A 15,071-nucleotide genomic window follows, 5' to 3' on the forward strand; every position below is an offset into this window, starting at 1 on the left:
TACCAATTAAAACAGTAAAGTCATTTCAGCTGCTTGACATTGACATTGGTTACCGCAAATAGTGCAATAATAGTTGTCGACGAGACAATTCTCTAGCCATCTTTCATTGTGAACTGCGACAAGTTGTCCTCCTGCTTTTGTGAAGTACTTAATTGCCCCGTTACCTGGGCTTTGTTTCCACAAATGTGCAACACCCGCAAGGGCTCCTTGTTGGCGTAGTGCGTTTATTGATGCTTGGAGTAGTTTCGGTCCAATCCCTTGTCCTTGCGCAGTCGGTGAAACGGCAATACATTTAAAATAAGCCATTTGAGAGGGTAAAACCGGCCACTCTTTAGGGGTGCACCATTTATCAATTGTCCACTGTTGTGCTGAATAGCTGGTTCTAAAGCCAAGTAATTGCTCATTGTCATCGAGTGCGACGAAGCAGGCATTGATACCATGCTTGGTTCCCATATCACACATCTTTTCTAGTCCCAGCCGATCTAAATAGTTTTCTCCATGGACTAAGTTTGCCAATGTGATCACGTCTTCATAGTGTTTATGTGTGATTGGAGTAATGATCATAATTAGGACCCTTCAAACTGCATTTATTAACCATACTGCTAAATGAATAATAAATCTTTAATAAATTTATGATAATTTTGAGTTTTTTTAATTTTTAATTTTTATAACTGAATCAGCTGATTACACGACTTTTTAACAGTTCTGGTCCCTTTTGGTAGGTCTTTCTTACCATGCACAATGATATTGGCTTATTGACAGCGATGTCATTGTGTTAATAATGTAAATTGCTTGTATCTTTCTCAAGTTGGGTACATGCAAAACAACATGACAAAAGGGAAATAAAAAAATGCATAAATTAATTTTAACGGCTTTGGCTGTAAATATAGCGGTGGCAACAAATACGAACGCTATGACAATCAAGCCTGATCCACAAAATCCGACGGGTTATATTGTCTCTGGTACAGAATTAACCTCAGCTGAAAACAGACTAACAATCGATCCTATGTATGATGTTTGGGCGAAAGCGCTTGAAACGAGAAGCAATGATATCGTAGAAGCAATTGTGCCAAATCGGGCTGGGAATCCAGTGAATGTTAAACGTGTAGAACGCGTATTCCCGCAATCACAGTGGGACTTTTTAACCGCAATGGCAGCGCCTGAATACACATATACTCGATTTTTAAGAGCGATAGGTAAGTTCCCGGCATTTTGTGGAGATTACACAGATGGTAGAGATGCAGACAAAATATGTGAAAAGTCCATTGTAACTGCATTTGCCCACTTTGCTCAAGAAACTGGCGGCCATATAGCAAAAGATAATGTGTCAGATAACCCTCAAGGACTGGAAGAATGGCAGCAAGCACTTGTGCATGTCAGAGAGATGGGGTGGTCAGAAGGGCAGCCGGGTTATACTACCGGTTGTGGCCAAAATGATTGGCAAAATCAACGTTGGCCCTGCGCACAGGGTCAAGGTTACTTTGGACGAGGCGCAAAGCAGTTATCGTACCATTTTAACTACGGGGCCTTTTCTGAAGTGATGTATGACGGAGATGCAACCGTATTACTGAATAATCCAGGTTTGGTGGCTGATTCATGGCTAAACTTGGCTTCTGCGGTATGGTTTTTCTTAACCCCTCAAGCTCCAAAGCCTGCGATGTTGCATGTAATCGACCGAACTTGGACTCCTTCGCAAAGAGAGCTTGCTGCTGGAATTGGCTATGGGTTTGGTACTACCATCAATGTTATCAATGGCGGCATTGAATGCGGTGAACAAAATAAAAATAAAGGGCAGCCGGTCAATCGTATTCGTTATTGGGAAGGGTTAGCAAACCACTATAATATTTCTATCGAAGCGGATGAAGAAAACACCTGTTGGCAGCAAATGCCATATGGCAGCTTGAATTTAGATGGAGCGACGGATGTATTGTTTACTAACTGGGATGGAAACTGGACTTATCATGCCGATAGGCCTGGAGGCTTCTCGTTTGAATGTAAGCTCGTTGGATATCAAACTGCTTATTCTGCGTTAAAAGCAGGTGATTATAATAAGTGCGTTACTAATTATTATGGGTCGCATATAGGCTGGCCAGAAGTGCGAGTAGTGCCGCATATCGAGCCCCCAGTAGATGTTCCGCCTGTTGATGGTGTTGCAGCTTGGAACGTAAATAAAGTGTACCTAAAAGGTGATCAGGTCAGTCACGAAAAAGCAATTTATGAGGCTAAGTGGTGGACCAAAGGAAATATACCTGAGCGAAATAAAGGTCCTTGGAAGTTTATTAAAGCAATTCCTTAAGGCTGTAACATCAATAAGCCGATAACTTAGTATCGGCTTATTGAGATAGACATTAGTTTAAGAGGGTTTGAACTGTGTTATTACCTTCTTTATCGGTAAATTTAAATACGAAGTCATCTTTGCCATCAGAATTAATGTCGACCAGTAGGATATCATTGCTATTTTTTGGGAGTTTATGTTTTATTCTGGTGCGTTTTTTACTCAGTAAAGTGTCTTCTTTACCGTGAAAAATACTGAGTGTCCTGCTAGAGCTACGCAGAATTGCATCATGTTTTCCATCGCCGTTTACATCACCAATAAATAAAGAGATTATTCTATCGTCGCCGTTCATATTAATTTCCATTTCAACTTCTTTTTCTAAAGTCGGCTCTGGTGGGAAATATTGATTATGTTGCTGGTAAAATCCAACGTCAATATCTATGTCAGTACTGCCTCCGCCCAAAGCCATTGCCGCGATAGTGCCAAAACCAATATCAGCTTGTAGTTTTTGCAATTCAATTTTTCCATCACCATTAAAGTCGTGTTCAAACCTTAATTGCCCTGTCCCATTAGTTGTTGGTAATACCACTAAGCTTGTTTCGAATTGACCACCGGGCTTTCCCTGGTAAAGAGCATAACTGGTATCCACTTTTATAGCGTCCATACCTTTGGTACGCGGAGCCTGACGGGTTACTAAATCAACAAATCCATCATTATTGATGTCTTTTAATGCGTAAATTCTGCGTTTACCGCCGCCCTCTAATTGACCGAGTTGCACTGGGAGCGTTAAGTTTGATAATTGTTTGGCGTATCCAGTATCGGTTGTATACAGTACTTGTGCTTGATATCGGGTATGAAACAACAAATCGAGTTTACCATCCTGATTGATATCAATGACTTGAGGTGCAGGGTTTAATTCAATTTCTACTTCGAGTCGGCTACCATTAAAGTACCCCGATAAATCGGATTGTTTGGCAAACGAATGGGCATCGAATGTCCCTGTTTTTGACTGAATATATAGTGTGGAGTGACTAATACCGGGTAGCATGATATCACTTAATCCATCGTCATTGGCGTCTAAAACAAAATCTACTTTATTGAAATTCCTTACTTTTAAATGAGTAAAGAGGGATTGAGCCGAAATCAATGTTTTGTAGCTACCTTTGTGGCTACTAACGATACCATCAGGGGTTAACACCCAAGCCTGGGGGGGAGTATGATTTGCAGATGTTGCATAATCAAAACCAATGGCATGTTTTGGTATTGATAATTCATGACTGGTGTTATTTTTAACATCAATAACGGCAAGCTGTTTAGTTTCATTATTAAAGGCATAAAGTATTTCAGATTGCGTACTCACTAATGGCTTCGAGGTTTTTATTGCAATAGGTTGGGAGGCGAATAAGCTTGAGCTGATCAAGGCTGCAGTAGCGGTAAGTATTAAGCGTGTCATGATTCTCACTACGAAGATAATTATTGTTATTGTGTTTATAGTATTGGCTAAATTTCAACGGCAAACAATTCAATACTTGTAAGAAGCTGTTACAAAGCGAATTCGATTGTTTAGAAGTAAGCTCGCTGTAAAACTTAAAAAAAGTTACAATTACGTCTGAATTTTATTTTAGTTAGGGGTCTTCAGTGCACGCTGACCGTCAATCTGTTGAAGCTATTATTGCTAGCTTGATACACATGTTTTCACACCAGCAATATGCTGACAAAGTGATTGAGCAAACGCTTGCTCAGCATCCTTTTTGGGACTTAAAAAGTAAAGAACGTTATGTTACTGATGTTTATAATGTACTGCGATTTCGTCGTAAATTAGATTGCGCGCTGGGAAGTACTCAAAGTCAGAATGTAGAGTTCTATGCTTGGCAGCTTTGGGTAGCTATGAAACTACTCGATGGTGTGGTATTGCCTGAGTGGCCGGAAGTGGCCCGAGTTTCTAGCGAGCAACTCAAACAGAACTTGGCGCAAGCTACCGATGCACAACAATACTCATACCCCGATTGGCTTTGGCAAAAAGGCCTAGATGAGTTGGGCGAACAATGGACAACCGTCGCGCAAGCTCTAAATCAGTCGGCTAAAACTTATTTGCGTACCAATATTTTAAAGGTTGACAGCAATACGCTGAGACAGACGTTGAGCAAATCAAATATAGAGACCCAAGTGTTGCCGGAGGGCGGACTTGAAGTAACACAGTATGGTCCATTATTTAAGACCAACGCATTTCAAAGTGGATGGTTTGAAATGCAAGATGCGGGTTCACAAAAAGTAGCTTTGTTATTAGATGTGAAACCGGGACAACGGGTGGTCGATGCGTGCGCAGGTGCTGGTGGGAAAAGCTTACATATTGCAGCATTAATGCAAAACAAAGGTTATATATTGTCGATGGATATTCAGCAACATAAGTTAGATACGCTGAAAAAACGGGCAAAGCGAGCTGGCGTACACACGCTTGAAACTCGTTTAATTAAAAATAGTAAGACAATAAAGCGATTGAAAGAAAAGTTTGATCGTGTTTTGTTGGATGTACCCTGTTCGGGTATTGGTGTACTGCGTCGTAATCCAGATGCAAAATGGCATCTTAATAGTAATAGTGTAGATAATTTGATCGCATTACAAAGTGAAATATTACAGCGATACAGCCAAATGTGTAAAATTGGTGGGCGATTAGTATATGCCACTTGCTCTATATTACCGAGTGAGAACCAACTACAAGTAACCCAGTTTTTAGCTGAAAATAAAGCTTTTAAACTCATTGAAGAGCAGACTTTATTACCAGGGTATACTTCCGAATATGATGGGTTTTATATGGCCGCAATGGAACGAATTTCATAGCAGCCTTATTGTGTCATTAGTAGTATCGATGCGACGCTCGCGATTGAGCAGCGATTATTGAGCCACCGCACCTGTAGGTGGCTTTTGAGTAGCGTCCCCCAATTTTGAACCGCCAGTAACCATGCTGGATCAATATGCGCCACAACCGCTAAACATAGTGGCACAAGCAGTATTATGCCAAAAGGCTGTTCTTTGGTTGATTTTATCGGGATCACCACGGGTGTAAGAATGGTGATCAAAGGTATGTAACCCTTTGGGTTAAAAACATTGAGTAGCTAACCATACAAAAAACTTGGCACCTTGCTGTGTTTTAGTAGATCAGGGTTATTGCGCCAAAGTTTGACAGCGATGAACAATCAGTCGCTACCACATAACAAAAATAACGCAGGAGGCATAGAATGCGTTTGCTTGAGAAATCTACTAAGCCCAATCCCCACGGTGATCATTGCAAGTAAGAACCCAACAAGAATGCTCAATAAAAAGGGCTGGCTTTGTCTGTAACCAAAACGAGTAACAGATGTAAATAGGGATATGGGCCCAGACTTCCAAAAAGCACAAGAGTTGTGAGCACAAATGAGTATATAGCTTGTTGCATACTTGCTCCTAGCAATGTCCCTGTGGCAGAGCATGTTATGCAAAAAGTTCGGAGTCATATGCAGCAGTGAGTGAATATCTGTGCTAAATGGCGAGGTTAGGCAGTGGCTATAATAAGCATCTGTATATAAGACTTTAAACGAAGTGCAGTCATTCAATAATTATATTATTCATTTATTAACAATAGCTTAAGTATATTGGGATATGTCAAATAAGCCAATGATATTGACTTGCTTATTGTGAATTAACAGTCTCAATTTTTGAAAAATATCGTTCATTCTTTTTATAAAAAAATAGCTTCACACTGTTGCAGTACCAATAGTGGCGAGAACATTGGGAGAGTCGCTGCCATAGTGTACGAAAAGAATGTTTGGAAGTGGCATATGAAGAATGTAGGTGGTTTACTATTATTAGCGGCTATATGGGGCGGCTCTTTTTTGTTTATACGCATTGCGGTTCCAGCATTTGGGCCAGTGATGTTAATGGAATTTCGTGTATTATTGGGGGCTATTTTTTTATCTGCTGTGGGGATAACTTTAAAGCAGCAACCGCAGCTTTGGAAGAGGAAGAAGCACTACCTTATTTTAGGCTGGTTTAATTCTGCATTGCCTTTTTTGCTTTTTGCATATGCGGCGCAGACAATTGAAGTATCTACGCTGGCTATATTGAATGCTACGGCCCCTTTCTGGGGGGTATGTATTGGCTATATATTGTGTAAAGAGGGAGTCGCTAAAGCAAGCTTGTTTGGGTGTGTATTTGGCTTAATTGGGGTTTCGGTTTTAGTCGGGGTTGATCTTAATGATCAGCAAGATGTATCTTATTTACCGACCTTTGCCATACTTGGTGCAACTTTGAGTTACGCCATCGCGTCGCATTATACTAAAGCGTCGGCGAATGTGGGGGCATTAAACAATGCACATGGCAGTCTTTGGGGCGCTGCCATACTCATCATCCCATTTATATTCTTGTTTCCCTATAATATCAAGACTGACACGCAAGTTGTCTGGTCAGTACTCCTTCTTGGTCTTATCTGTACTGGCGCAGCCTATATTCTTTATTTTAAACTAATAAACTCTATGGGGGCACAGCCGGCTTTGTCGGTGACATTCTTGATCCCATTGTTTGGTGTGTTATGGGGATATTTAGTACTTGATGAAGCATTAACTATGTATACGTTCATTGGTGGCGCATTCATATTAGTGGGGGTTGGGTTAGTGACTGGATTATCTCAGCAGGTGTGCAAAGGTGTGATGTTTAAGCTGTGTTTTCGGTAAAACGATAAAAGGGCCTTGCGGCCCTTTGGTGAAGTATCGTTCAAGTTAGTGTGATAGCCTTAACCCCTTAAGGCTATCAACCAATTGTTTTGCAACTGTGTCAGTTTATCTCGTTAAGTTTCTAAGCTAGCGAGAGGAAAAACCCTGCAATTGCGGCGCTCATTAGGTTAGCCATTGACCCTGCTAAAACCGCCCTGAGCCCTAAGCGTGCGATATCCTTTCTTCGACTTGGCGCCATACCGCCGAGTCCGCCTAGTAAGATAGCAATCGATGATAAGTTAGCAAATCCACATAACGCGAATGTGACAATCGCCTGTGTATGTTCACTTAACGTATCTCGATAATTCATAAAGTCTAGGTAAGCAACAAATTCGTTAACTACCAACTTCTGGCCGATAAAACTACCGGCTGTTACAGCTTCATGCCACGGTACGCCGATTAACCAAGCGACGGGAGCAAAGATGTAACCTAAAATTTCTTGTAATGTTAATGTTGGGTGGTCAAACAAACTCCCAATGTTGCCCAATAACCCATTTAACAATGCGATTAAAGCCACAAATGCTAACAACATAGCGCCAACGTTTAATGCTAAATGCATACCGCTTGAGGCTCCGCCTGCAGCTGCATCAATGACATTAACTGGCTTGTCTTCATTTGCATTCACATCGGCTAAATTCTCTTTTGGCGTTTCAGTTTCTGGCACGATCATTTTAGCCATTAAGAAACCACCAGGCGCGGCCATGAAGCTGGCTGCAATTAAGTATTTTAACTCGACACCAATCGCCACATAACCCGCCATTACGGAACCTGCAACTGTGGCCAATCCGCCAACCATTACTGCAAACAATTCCGATTTTGTCATGCTCGGTATAAATGGTTTTACAATTAATGGGGCTTCAGTTTGACCCACAAATATATTAGCTGTAGCAGACAGTGATTCTGGACGTGATGTTTTCAGCAGTTTTTGCATGCCGCCGCCCAAAATCTTAATCATCCACTCCATAATGCCAATGTGGTATAACACCGCAACCAACGCAGAGAAGAAGACAATTACTGGTAATACTTGAACTGCAAAAATAAAACCAAGCGCTTCTTTATCGGCAAGAGAGCCGAAGAGAAATCCGATCCCATCATTTGCGTAGCCTATAACTGCAGATACACCAGATGAAATACTTGCTAATACGTTCTTGCCTGCTTCTACAAACAAGATAAATCCACCGATAAGTATTTGCATAGCAAATGCAATACCGACAGTTCTTTTGTTGATTGCACTACGGTCGGTTGAAAAACCATATGCAACGCTAAGCAGCATAAACATGCCGACCAAGCTCATTATTGTTGTCATGCCAGAAAGTCCCGTTTTATTCTTGCAGTAAATATTTTATTTTACTTTTAATTATATCAATCGCAACGCGATTCATACCGCCACGGGTAACTACCAAGTCAGCATTGTGCTTAGAAGGCTCAATAAACTGATAAAACATAGGTCTTACCGTCGCTTGGTACTGTTCAACCACTGACGGCAAGCTTCTACCGCGCTGCTCGATGTCTCGTTGCATTCGGCGTAGTAGACAAATATCTAATGGTGTATCAATAAACACCTTAATATCGAATTCTTCACTAAGTGCTGAATCACTAAGTAACAAAATACCTTCAATAATCAATATTTTTGCAGGTATTACAGTGCGAGTTTCGCTGCTGCGTGTATGTTGAGCATAGTCGTACGTCGGCACCTCTATAGATTCGCCTCGTCTTAGTTGCTCTAAATGTTGACGTAGTAAATCATGTTCAAACGCATCTGGATGGTCATAATTTGTTTGAGTTCTATGTTCAAACGGAAGATGCGATTGATCTTTGTAATAAGCGTCTTCTTCTATAATTGCAATGGCGCCTGATTCTAATTCATTAACCAATTCATTATAAATTGTTTGTGTAAAGAGAGATTTGCCAGACGCAGATGCGCCAGCAATAGCTATAATTGTTCGTGTCACTAAAGTTCACACCCAGCTGTCGTTAACGTTGGAAGATCACAATAGCAAAAAAGACACGATTAATCTCTTTTGCTTCGCTTAGGTTGCAAATTTAGCGACTTTATCAAAGACACAACAGGACTTTTGTCCTGTGAGACAAAACAAGACGCATCATGAAGTTTATGAATTTTGTTATGCTTTTATGACAGCGGACTTATGTCCTGTAAATTATTGCAGTGCAACAATAAAGTAGCAATCACTGAGAGCGTGACAAACATAGTGACGCATTTTAAATTTACTCAGTCAGTTTATTAAAGAGGTGAGATATGGCAAGAGCAATCATACTAATGGCAGATAGCCTAGGCGTGGGTGCTGCACCAGATGCAGAAAAATTTGGCGATGTAGGTTCAAATACACTTGCTCACCTTTTAAAAGCGTATAAACAAGAAACAGGTAAGGCACTGCCGTTACCTAACTTGACAAGGTTAGGGTTGGTTGACGCATGTGAAGCGGCTGGTAAGCAAACATGTGATGTTGCAGAGCGTCAGGCTCCTGAAGCCGCTTGGGGTTATGCAAAAGAGCTTTCAAGCGGTAAAGATACACCTTCTGGTCATTGGGAAATGGCGGGAGTTCCTGTGTTATTTGAGTGGGGGTATTTTCCAAATACCACGCCTTGTTTTCCGCAGACGTTTATTGATGAATTGTGTAAGCGAGCAAATATTCCAGGTATTTTAGGAAATTGCTACGCATCAGGCACAACTATTTTAGAGCAATTGGGTGAAGAGCATGTGAAAACGGGCATGCCAATTTGTTACACCTCAGTTGACAGCGTTTTTCAAATAGCCGCTCATGAGCAATCGTTCGGTCTTGACAAGCTTTATCAGGTATGTGACATCGCACGGGCACTGCTTGATGAAATGAATATAGGACGAGTGATAGCGCGGCCGTTTATAGGCACTTCGAGTGCCGACTTTATTCGTACTGGTAATCGTAGAGATTACTCAGTATTGCCTCCAGCTCCCACCTTACTAGATAAGTTGGCTGCAGATGGTGGTGAAGTGATCAGCATAGGTAAAATTGCAGATATTTATGCACATCAAGGAATTACTCAGAAGCATAAAGCACCTGGGTTGATGAATTTACTAGAAAAAACATCTGAATTAATGGATTCAGCGCCTGATCACAGTTTAATTTTTACAAATCTAGTGGACTTTGATGAAAAGTTTGGTCATCGACGTAAGCCGGTCGGATATGCCGAAGCGCTAAAGCAGTTCGATGACTATTTACCAACTATACTAGAAAAACTTGGTACCAATGACTTGTTGATAATTACAGCTGACCATGGTTGTGATCCAACGGCACCAGGCACTGATCATACTCGCGAATATGTGCCAGTATTGGCTTATGCTAAAGGTATGAATAATACTCCGTTAGGAGAAAGACAAAGTTTTGCAGACATAGGTCAAACACTTGCCCAGTGGTTTAATTTATCTGCGCTTGAGTATGGTGATGGCTTTATGGCCTCACTTAACAAAGCATAAAGAAGGAAATAGGTGATGAGCACTCCTCATATTAACGCAAATAGTGGTGATTTTGCTGAAACGGTATTAATGCCAGGTGATCCACTTCGCGCTAAGTACATTGCAGAGCACTTTTTAGAAGATGCGCGCCAGGTGACTGGTGTTCGTAACATGTTTGGTTTTACAGGGACATATAATGGTAAACCTGTGAGCATCATGGGCTCAGGCATGGGGATCCCGTCGATGTCAATTTATGCGCGTGAGCTTATTGTGAGTTACGGTGTAAAAAACCTTATTAGAATAGGTACTTGTGGCGGAATTAGTCAGGATATAAAAATCCGTGATGTGATATTTGCACAAGGTGCTAGCACGGATTCTAACGTAAACCGTACTCGTGTACGAGGTTATGATTTTGCTGCAATTGCTGACTTTGGATTACTGGAAAATGGTATTAATTCAGCTCGAAAATTGGGTATTGAAGCGAAAGTTGGTAACGTCTTTACGACTGACACGTTTTATCAGGCTGATGACTCATTTTATCAAGAGTTAGATAAGCTTGGTATTATGGCTGTCGATATGGAAACGGCTGGTATGTATGGTGTAGCAGCTGAATATGGTGCTAAAGCGATGGCTTTATTTACGGTAAGTGACCATGTCATTACTGGTGAAGCAACGCCAGCCGAAGAGCGTCAAAGTACTTTCAATGAAATGGTAAAAATCGCTTTAGAATCTGTATAAAAAAATTTAGCTTAGTAAGATAACTTATTAAGCAAAACCGTTCCTTGGTAACGTAATCGCAGAGTTTTGGAGACACGCCTAAAACAAAGCGAATCACACCCAAAAGCCGCACCTAGTGCGGTTTTTTTTCGACTAAATATCATTTGTCACACTTTATGAATAATAATGTAAAAGGGTATATTCATATTGTATTCATTCGAGTCTATTATTGTCTGACCACCATAATACTCAGGTGTAGGCATGACAATTACGTCAGTGGCTTTGTCAACATTGTTGATGCTGCCCATTTCAATTACTGAACTTAATGATTTCAAACGCCTAGCGGTTAATAACCCCAAACATGCATTGGTTGAATTTCCCCGTTTGCTGATGCACTATCAAGGTGAAACGAGTAATCGGATAGCTTTGTTATACTATAGTGCGTTAACCGCAGCGACTCGCGCTGACGACTGGCCTATGTTCTTAAACATTATTGAAAAAATGCGTGCGCCAGCTTTAAGAGCTTACTCAGATGGGAATAAGTTACAATTACTTTCTAGTATTGGCGTTGCATATCGCCTCAATGGACAGCTAGAACAAGCCAAAATACATTATCAATGTGCTTTTAAATTTGCATCTAATGATATTGAACTTGCGCAATTAAAAGTGAATCAGTCGATTGTATATCGTTTATCATATCAGCCTGCTTTGGCTTTTCAGCTTATCGAGAGCGTTAACAGTAACCAATTGTCAGACAAAGTAAAAGCGGGATACAGTGTTGTTCATGGCAACATTCAGCAATCGATAGGTAATTTTCAAACTGCTTTACATAGTTATGAGCAAGCCCATGAACTGTATATTAAAATGGGAGATAAAGTATCTAAAACGGGTGTCACAGGTAACATATTAGGTGCTGCGTTAGCGGTAAAAAATCTCACTGTTTTCAATCGTTATAGAGGTGATTTAGACAAGGCGGCTCGTATATATTACCCACGAATTTTGGATTATTTACAGTGGCTTGACATTATCGCACATACCTTGGAATCTCAGACATTAATTACTGAGCACCAGCAATGGATAGAAAACCATGTAGTCAAGTTTGTTGAACTAGGGTTTGAAGACGTGATAAAAGCCCATCTACTTTTGATTAAGGCAAGAGATCTTTATCCGAAAGGCACAAGCATGAAGTTTAAATCGTATAGCTTACCAGAGAAGCTTGGTAAACCTTGGTGTGGATCGTTTTGACTTTGATTTTATTTATGCCATGGTTATGAATGTAAATATGATATGTGGGGATGACAATGGCACAATGGGTTACGGGGAAAATAGTTGAGTTTAACTGGTGGACACCGAGTCTTTTTAGCATCAAGGTAGCAGCAGGCATAAAGCCATTTATTGCGGGCCAATTTACAAAGTTGGCATTAAATGTTGAGGGGAGACGTGTTGCTAGGGCCTATTCATTTGTAAACTCCCCCAACGACCCTTTATTAGAGTTTTACTTAATAGAAGTACCTGATGGTCGATTATCATCACATTTAGCGACGTTAGATATTGGTGACACAGTTGAAGTTGAAGCGGTTGCTCATGGGTTTTTTACGTTAGAAGAGACGCCAAAAGCAGAGGTTTTATGGATGCTTAGTACAGGTACAGCTATTGGACCATTCCTATCTATCATTGCAGATGGAAAATTGTGGGAGCGGTACGAACGTGTGATTTTGGTACATGGGGTCAGGCATAATACCGACTTAACTTACCAAGACAGTATTTTAGCCACTGCGTCATTGTTTAAACAGTTTACTTACGTACCGGCAATTACACGAGAAAAGCCAGAGCATGGTTTACAAGGACGCGTAACTGATTTACTTAGTTCTGGTGCGTTAATAAAGCATTGCGGAATGAATCAACTCAATAAGAACAGCCATTTTATGATTTGTGGGAACCCTCAAATGGTCAAAGATACGACTCAATTGTTGCTTGATAAAGGCTTCAAACGACATCGTAGAGCAGAATCTGGACATATAACAGTCGAACAGTATTGGTAGGCTTTAAAATTTTTTATATGTCTGTTATGTTAACAAAAGTTTGTACCTTACTTGATTATCATGAAATACATTATTAGTCTCTTTTTTGTTCTATTTACGTTTTTATGTAGTGCTAATCCCGCATTAGAAAATGATACGAGGCCTCTTCAGTCAGTCATGACAGAGCAAGAGCGCGGAGCATCACAAGTTGTTGATAAATTGATCTTGGCCTACAATGATAGGAATATTGAAGCCTTCCTTGATTTGTACGCAGAGGATGTTGCGTTTTATATGTATCCACAAACGTTAATGTTTACTGGAAAAAAGAAATTGATTGAACGCTACGGTCTTATGTTTAAAAAAACGAAATGCCTCAAATCTACATCACTTAAGCGTATCATCCACGGAAATATTGTTATTGACCATGAATCGTCCCAGGTATGTTTTAATGATGCAGGAAAGGTTGATAAGTATTCAGAGTTTGTAACCAGTTATCAGATTGACGATGGAAAAATACGTAAAGTCGTATTTTTTAAATAGCAAGTAATATGATTATGCAAGGTATGTTGTTATGAGTCAGGATAAAAGATTAAGTTTATTGTATCGGGTGGAACCAGGGTGTTTGGGGCCAACTGGTATCGACTTTGTGGAAGGCTTTTGTGAGTTTGCACAAAAAAAAATAAAGGCACCGGTTTATGCACAGTTTGGCTTTGTCCCTCGGTATGACAAAGCACTACCGGAAAGAGAATATAAAATTGGTAATAAAAATTTATCGGATGCGCAAGTAATGGCTTTTCTTGATAAGTTTGATAAAGATAAAAGTGATTTTGAAGAACAGATTGATGAGTTATTGTCACATGCTATTGATGCTTATCTAGACCGGTTATGATAACGACTCGGCTAGCAGCGTCTTGTACTAGCCGATTTAGATATACTGTGTAGCTCAGAGAGAATTAACCCTTTCCTTAGTATCGCTTAATCATTATTTATACACGTCTTTTATATACTCAAATTTTTGAAGTCATCATTATCATGTAGGCTGGTGAAAGCAGCTTCATTTGATAGCTCATTCTTTAGGTTTGGTGCATACTCTAAAGCCATACGTATATCGGCTAGGGCATCACTATGTTGATGTAGCATTGCATAAGCACACGCACGTTGCCAAAATGCATATCCGTAGTCATTATCTAACTCTAATGCTTGATTACATAGTTGAATTGCAACACCCGTCTGGCCAAGTTCTAATAGCGCATCAGCCTTATAAGCGATCGCTTCTACTTCATCAGGTTTTCTTTTTAGTATTTCGTCATATATTTCTATTTTGGAACTCATATCACTTTCAAGATTGGCTCTCATCCATAAAGAGTGAACCTCATTGGTTATGGTAATCTTCTTGTGGTTACTCAGTATTTCTTCTGAACGTGCTTTTAACTTATCTTCAAGTACTTGTAAGCGTTGCTCATATTCATCGGTGATATCGCCAACACGTCGATTGACGATGTCTTCCACTTTACTTTTTATGTCTCTTAAAGAGTTCCAACCAACCAACATCAAAATAGATGCCGTGGCAGTTATAATAAATAAAATATTGTTTACTGTGTCAGTTGTGTATGTAAGCGCTCTGTCTGCGGCATCTAATTGTGAATGCGTCACTTGTTTTGTGACATCTTCTCGTAATTGCTGTTGATCTTGGCGTACTGATTTGAGTTCGTCTAAGATATAACGCTCAATTAGGGGTTGATACATGGGCTGTTGAACTTGTTTAAGGTTATTGTCATGCGATGCCCTATTTGTATCTTGTTGTGCTAAACAGAGGTTACAAAATAAAAGTAAAGTGGCAAAGATATATTTCATCATAAAGT

Annotated in this window: 15 protein-coding genes; 9 read left to right on the forward strand and 6 right to left on the reverse strand. The window is 40.2% G+C overall.

The window, feature by feature from the left end:
- Positions 1–6: 6 nt before the first annotated feature.
- Positions 7–564, reverse strand: a complete 558-nt coding sequence (locus J8L98_RS02770) for a GNAT family N-acetyltransferase (protein ID WP_210995189.1) — start codon at positions 562–564, stop codon at positions 7–9.
- 286 nt (positions 565–850) lie between these two features.
- Here J8L98_RS02770 and J8L98_RS02775 point away from each other — a divergent pair, with 286 nt between their 5' ends.
- Positions 851–2,296: a chitinase gene (locus tag J8L98_RS02775; protein ID WP_210995190.1), complete on the forward strand. Its 1,446-nt coding sequence runs from the start codon at positions 851–853 to the stop codon at positions 2,294–2,296.
- A 52-nt stretch (positions 2,297–2,348) separates the two neighbouring features.
- Here the strand turns inward: J8L98_RS02775 and J8L98_RS02780 are convergent, their stop codons facing one another.
- Entirely contained in the window at positions 2,349–3,728 is a 1,380-nt protein-coding gene (locus J8L98_RS02780) for a VCBS repeat-containing protein (protein WP_210995191.1), read from the reverse strand.
- Positions 3,729–3,913: 185 nt separating this feature from the next.
- Between J8L98_RS02780 and J8L98_RS02785 the strand changes: the two genes are divergently transcribed.
- Positions 3,914–5,113: an RsmB/NOP family class I SAM-dependent RNA methyltransferase gene (locus tag J8L98_RS02785; protein ID WP_348771882.1), complete on the forward strand. Its 1,200-nt coding sequence runs from the start codon at positions 3,914–3,916 to the stop codon at positions 5,111–5,113.
- 5 nt (positions 5,114–5,118) lie between these two features.
- Here J8L98_RS02785 and J8L98_RS02790 read toward each other — a convergent pair whose 3' ends face one another.
- Positions 5,119–5,352, reverse strand: coding sequence for a hypothetical protein (locus J8L98_RS02790; protein ID WP_210995192.1), 234 nt, complete (start codon positions 5,350–5,352; stop codon positions 5,119–5,121).
- Positions 5,353–6,090: 738 nt separating this feature from the next.
- Here J8L98_RS02790 and J8L98_RS02795 point away from each other — a divergent pair.
- Positions 6,091–6,981, forward strand: a complete 891-nt coding sequence (locus J8L98_RS02795) for an EamA family transporter (RefSeq protein ID WP_210995193.1) — start codon at positions 6,091–6,093, stop codon at positions 6,979–6,981.
- Positions 6,982–7,102: 121 nt separating this feature from the next.
- Here the strand turns inward: J8L98_RS02795 and J8L98_RS02800 are convergent, their stop codons facing one another.
- Positions 7,103–8,326 carry a NupC/NupG family nucleoside CNT transporter gene (locus tag J8L98_RS02800; RefSeq protein WP_192509738.1) on the reverse strand — a complete coding sequence of 408 codons (1,224 nt, stop codon included), beginning with the start codon at positions 8,324–8,326 and terminating at the stop codon, positions 7,103–7,105.
- A 16-nt stretch (positions 8,327–8,342) separates the two neighbouring features.
- Positions 8,343–8,972, reverse strand: a complete 630-nt coding sequence (gene udk / locus J8L98_RS02805) for a uridine kinase (RefSeq protein ID WP_192509739.1) — start codon at positions 8,970–8,972, stop codon at positions 8,343–8,345.
- 305 nt (positions 8,973–9,277) lie between these two features.
- Here udk and J8L98_RS02810 point away from each other — a divergent pair, with 305 nt between their 5' ends.
- The 6 genes from J8L98_RS02810 to J8L98_RS02835 all read left to right on the forward strand — a co-directional run bounded on the left by J8L98_RS02810 (position 9,278) and on the right by J8L98_RS02835 (position 14,098).
- Positions 9,278–10,492: a phosphopentomutase gene (locus J8L98_RS02810; protein ID WP_192509740.1), complete on the forward strand. Its 1,215-nt coding sequence runs from the start codon at positions 9,278–9,280 to the stop codon at positions 10,490–10,492.
- Positions 10,493–10,507: 15 nt separating this feature from the next.
- A complete protein-coding gene (deoD, locus tag J8L98_RS02815; protein WP_192509741.1) occupies positions 10,508–11,209 on the forward strand; it encodes a purine-nucleoside phosphorylase in 702 nt (233 codons plus the stop codon).
- Between the two features lie 240 nt (positions 11,210–11,449).
- Positions 11,450–12,433 (forward strand): hypothetical protein, encoded by a 984-nt coding sequence (locus J8L98_RS02820; protein WP_210995194.1) that lies wholly within the window; start codon positions 11,450–11,452, stop codon positions 12,431–12,433.
- A gap of 56 nt (positions 12,434–12,489) precedes the next feature.
- Positions 12,490–13,230 (forward strand): ferredoxin--NADP reductase, encoded by a 741-nt coding sequence (locus J8L98_RS02825; RefSeq protein WP_210995195.1) that lies wholly within the window; start codon positions 12,490–12,492, stop codon positions 13,228–13,230.
- Between the two features lie 156 nt (positions 13,231–13,386).
- Positions 13,387–13,749 carry a nuclear transport factor 2 family protein gene (locus J8L98_RS02830; RefSeq protein ID WP_225738541.1) on the forward strand — a complete coding sequence of 121 codons (363 nt, stop codon included), beginning with the start codon at positions 13,387–13,389 and terminating at the stop codon, positions 13,747–13,749.
- Between the two features lie 31 nt (positions 13,750–13,780).
- A complete protein-coding gene (locus tag J8L98_RS02835) occupies positions 13,781–14,098 on the forward strand; it encodes a hypothetical protein (RefSeq protein WP_192509745.1) in 318 nt (105 codons plus the stop codon).
- 110 nt (positions 14,099–14,208) lie between these two features.
- Here the strand turns inward: J8L98_RS02835 and J8L98_RS02840 are convergent, their stop codons facing one another.
- Entirely contained in the window at positions 14,209–15,066 is an 858-nt protein-coding gene (locus tag J8L98_RS02840) for a tetratricopeptide repeat protein (RefSeq protein WP_210995197.1), read from the reverse strand.
- Positions 15,067–15,071: the final 5 nt, after the last annotated feature.

It is taken from the genome of Pseudoalteromonas sp. MMG013, assembly GCF_018100885.1.
GTDB lineage: Bacteria > Pseudomonadota > Gammaproteobacteria > Enterobacterales > Alteromonadaceae > Pseudoalteromonas > Pseudoalteromonas aurantia.

Excerpts from the sequence above, each read along its gene's own strand:
- J8L98_RS02810 (WP_192509740.1), top strand. The coding sequence starts at position 9,278 with ATGGCAAGAGCAATCATACTAATGGCAGATAGCCTAGGCGTGGGTGCT.
- J8L98_RS02825 (WP_210995195.1), top strand. The coding sequence starts at position 12,490 with ATGGCACAATGGGTTACGGGGAAAATAGTTGAGTTTAACTGGTGGACA.
- J8L98_RS02775 (WP_210995190.1), top strand. The coding sequence starts at position 851 with ATGCATAAATTAATTTTAACGGCTTTGGCTGTAAATATAGCGGTGGCA.
- J8L98_RS02770 (WP_210995189.1), bottom strand. The coding sequence starts at position 564 with ATGATCATTACTCCAATCACACATAAACACTATGAAGACGTGATCACA.
- J8L98_RS02835 (WP_192509745.1), top strand. The coding sequence starts at position 13,781 with ATGAGTCAGGATAAAAGATTAAGTTTATTGTATCGGGTGGAACCAGGG.
- J8L98_RS02820 (WP_210995194.1), top strand. The coding sequence starts at position 11,450 with ATGACAATTACGTCAGTGGCTTTGTCAACATTGTTGATGCTGCCCATT.
- J8L98_RS02780 (WP_210995191.1), bottom strand. The coding sequence starts at position 3,728 with ATGACACGCTTAATACTTACCGCTACTGCAGCCTTGATCAGCTCAAGC.
- deoD (WP_192509741.1), top strand. The coding sequence starts at position 10,508 with ATGAGCACTCCTCATATTAACGCAAATAGTGGTGATTTTGCTGAAACG.
- J8L98_RS02830 (WP_225738541.1), top strand. The coding sequence starts at position 13,387 with ATGACAGAGCAAGAGCGCGGAGCATCACAAGTTGTTGATAAATTGATC.
- J8L98_RS02795 (WP_210995193.1), top strand. The coding sequence starts at position 6,091 with ATGAAGAATGTAGGTGGTTTACTATTATTAGCGGCTATATGGGGCGGC.
- J8L98_RS02800 (WP_192509738.1), bottom strand. The coding sequence starts at position 8,326 with ATGACAACAATAATGAGCTTGGTCGGCATGTTTATGCTGCTTAGCGTT.
- J8L98_RS02840 (WP_210995197.1), bottom strand. The coding sequence starts at position 15,066 with ATGATGAAATATATCTTTGCCACTTTACTTTTATTTTGTAACCTCTGT.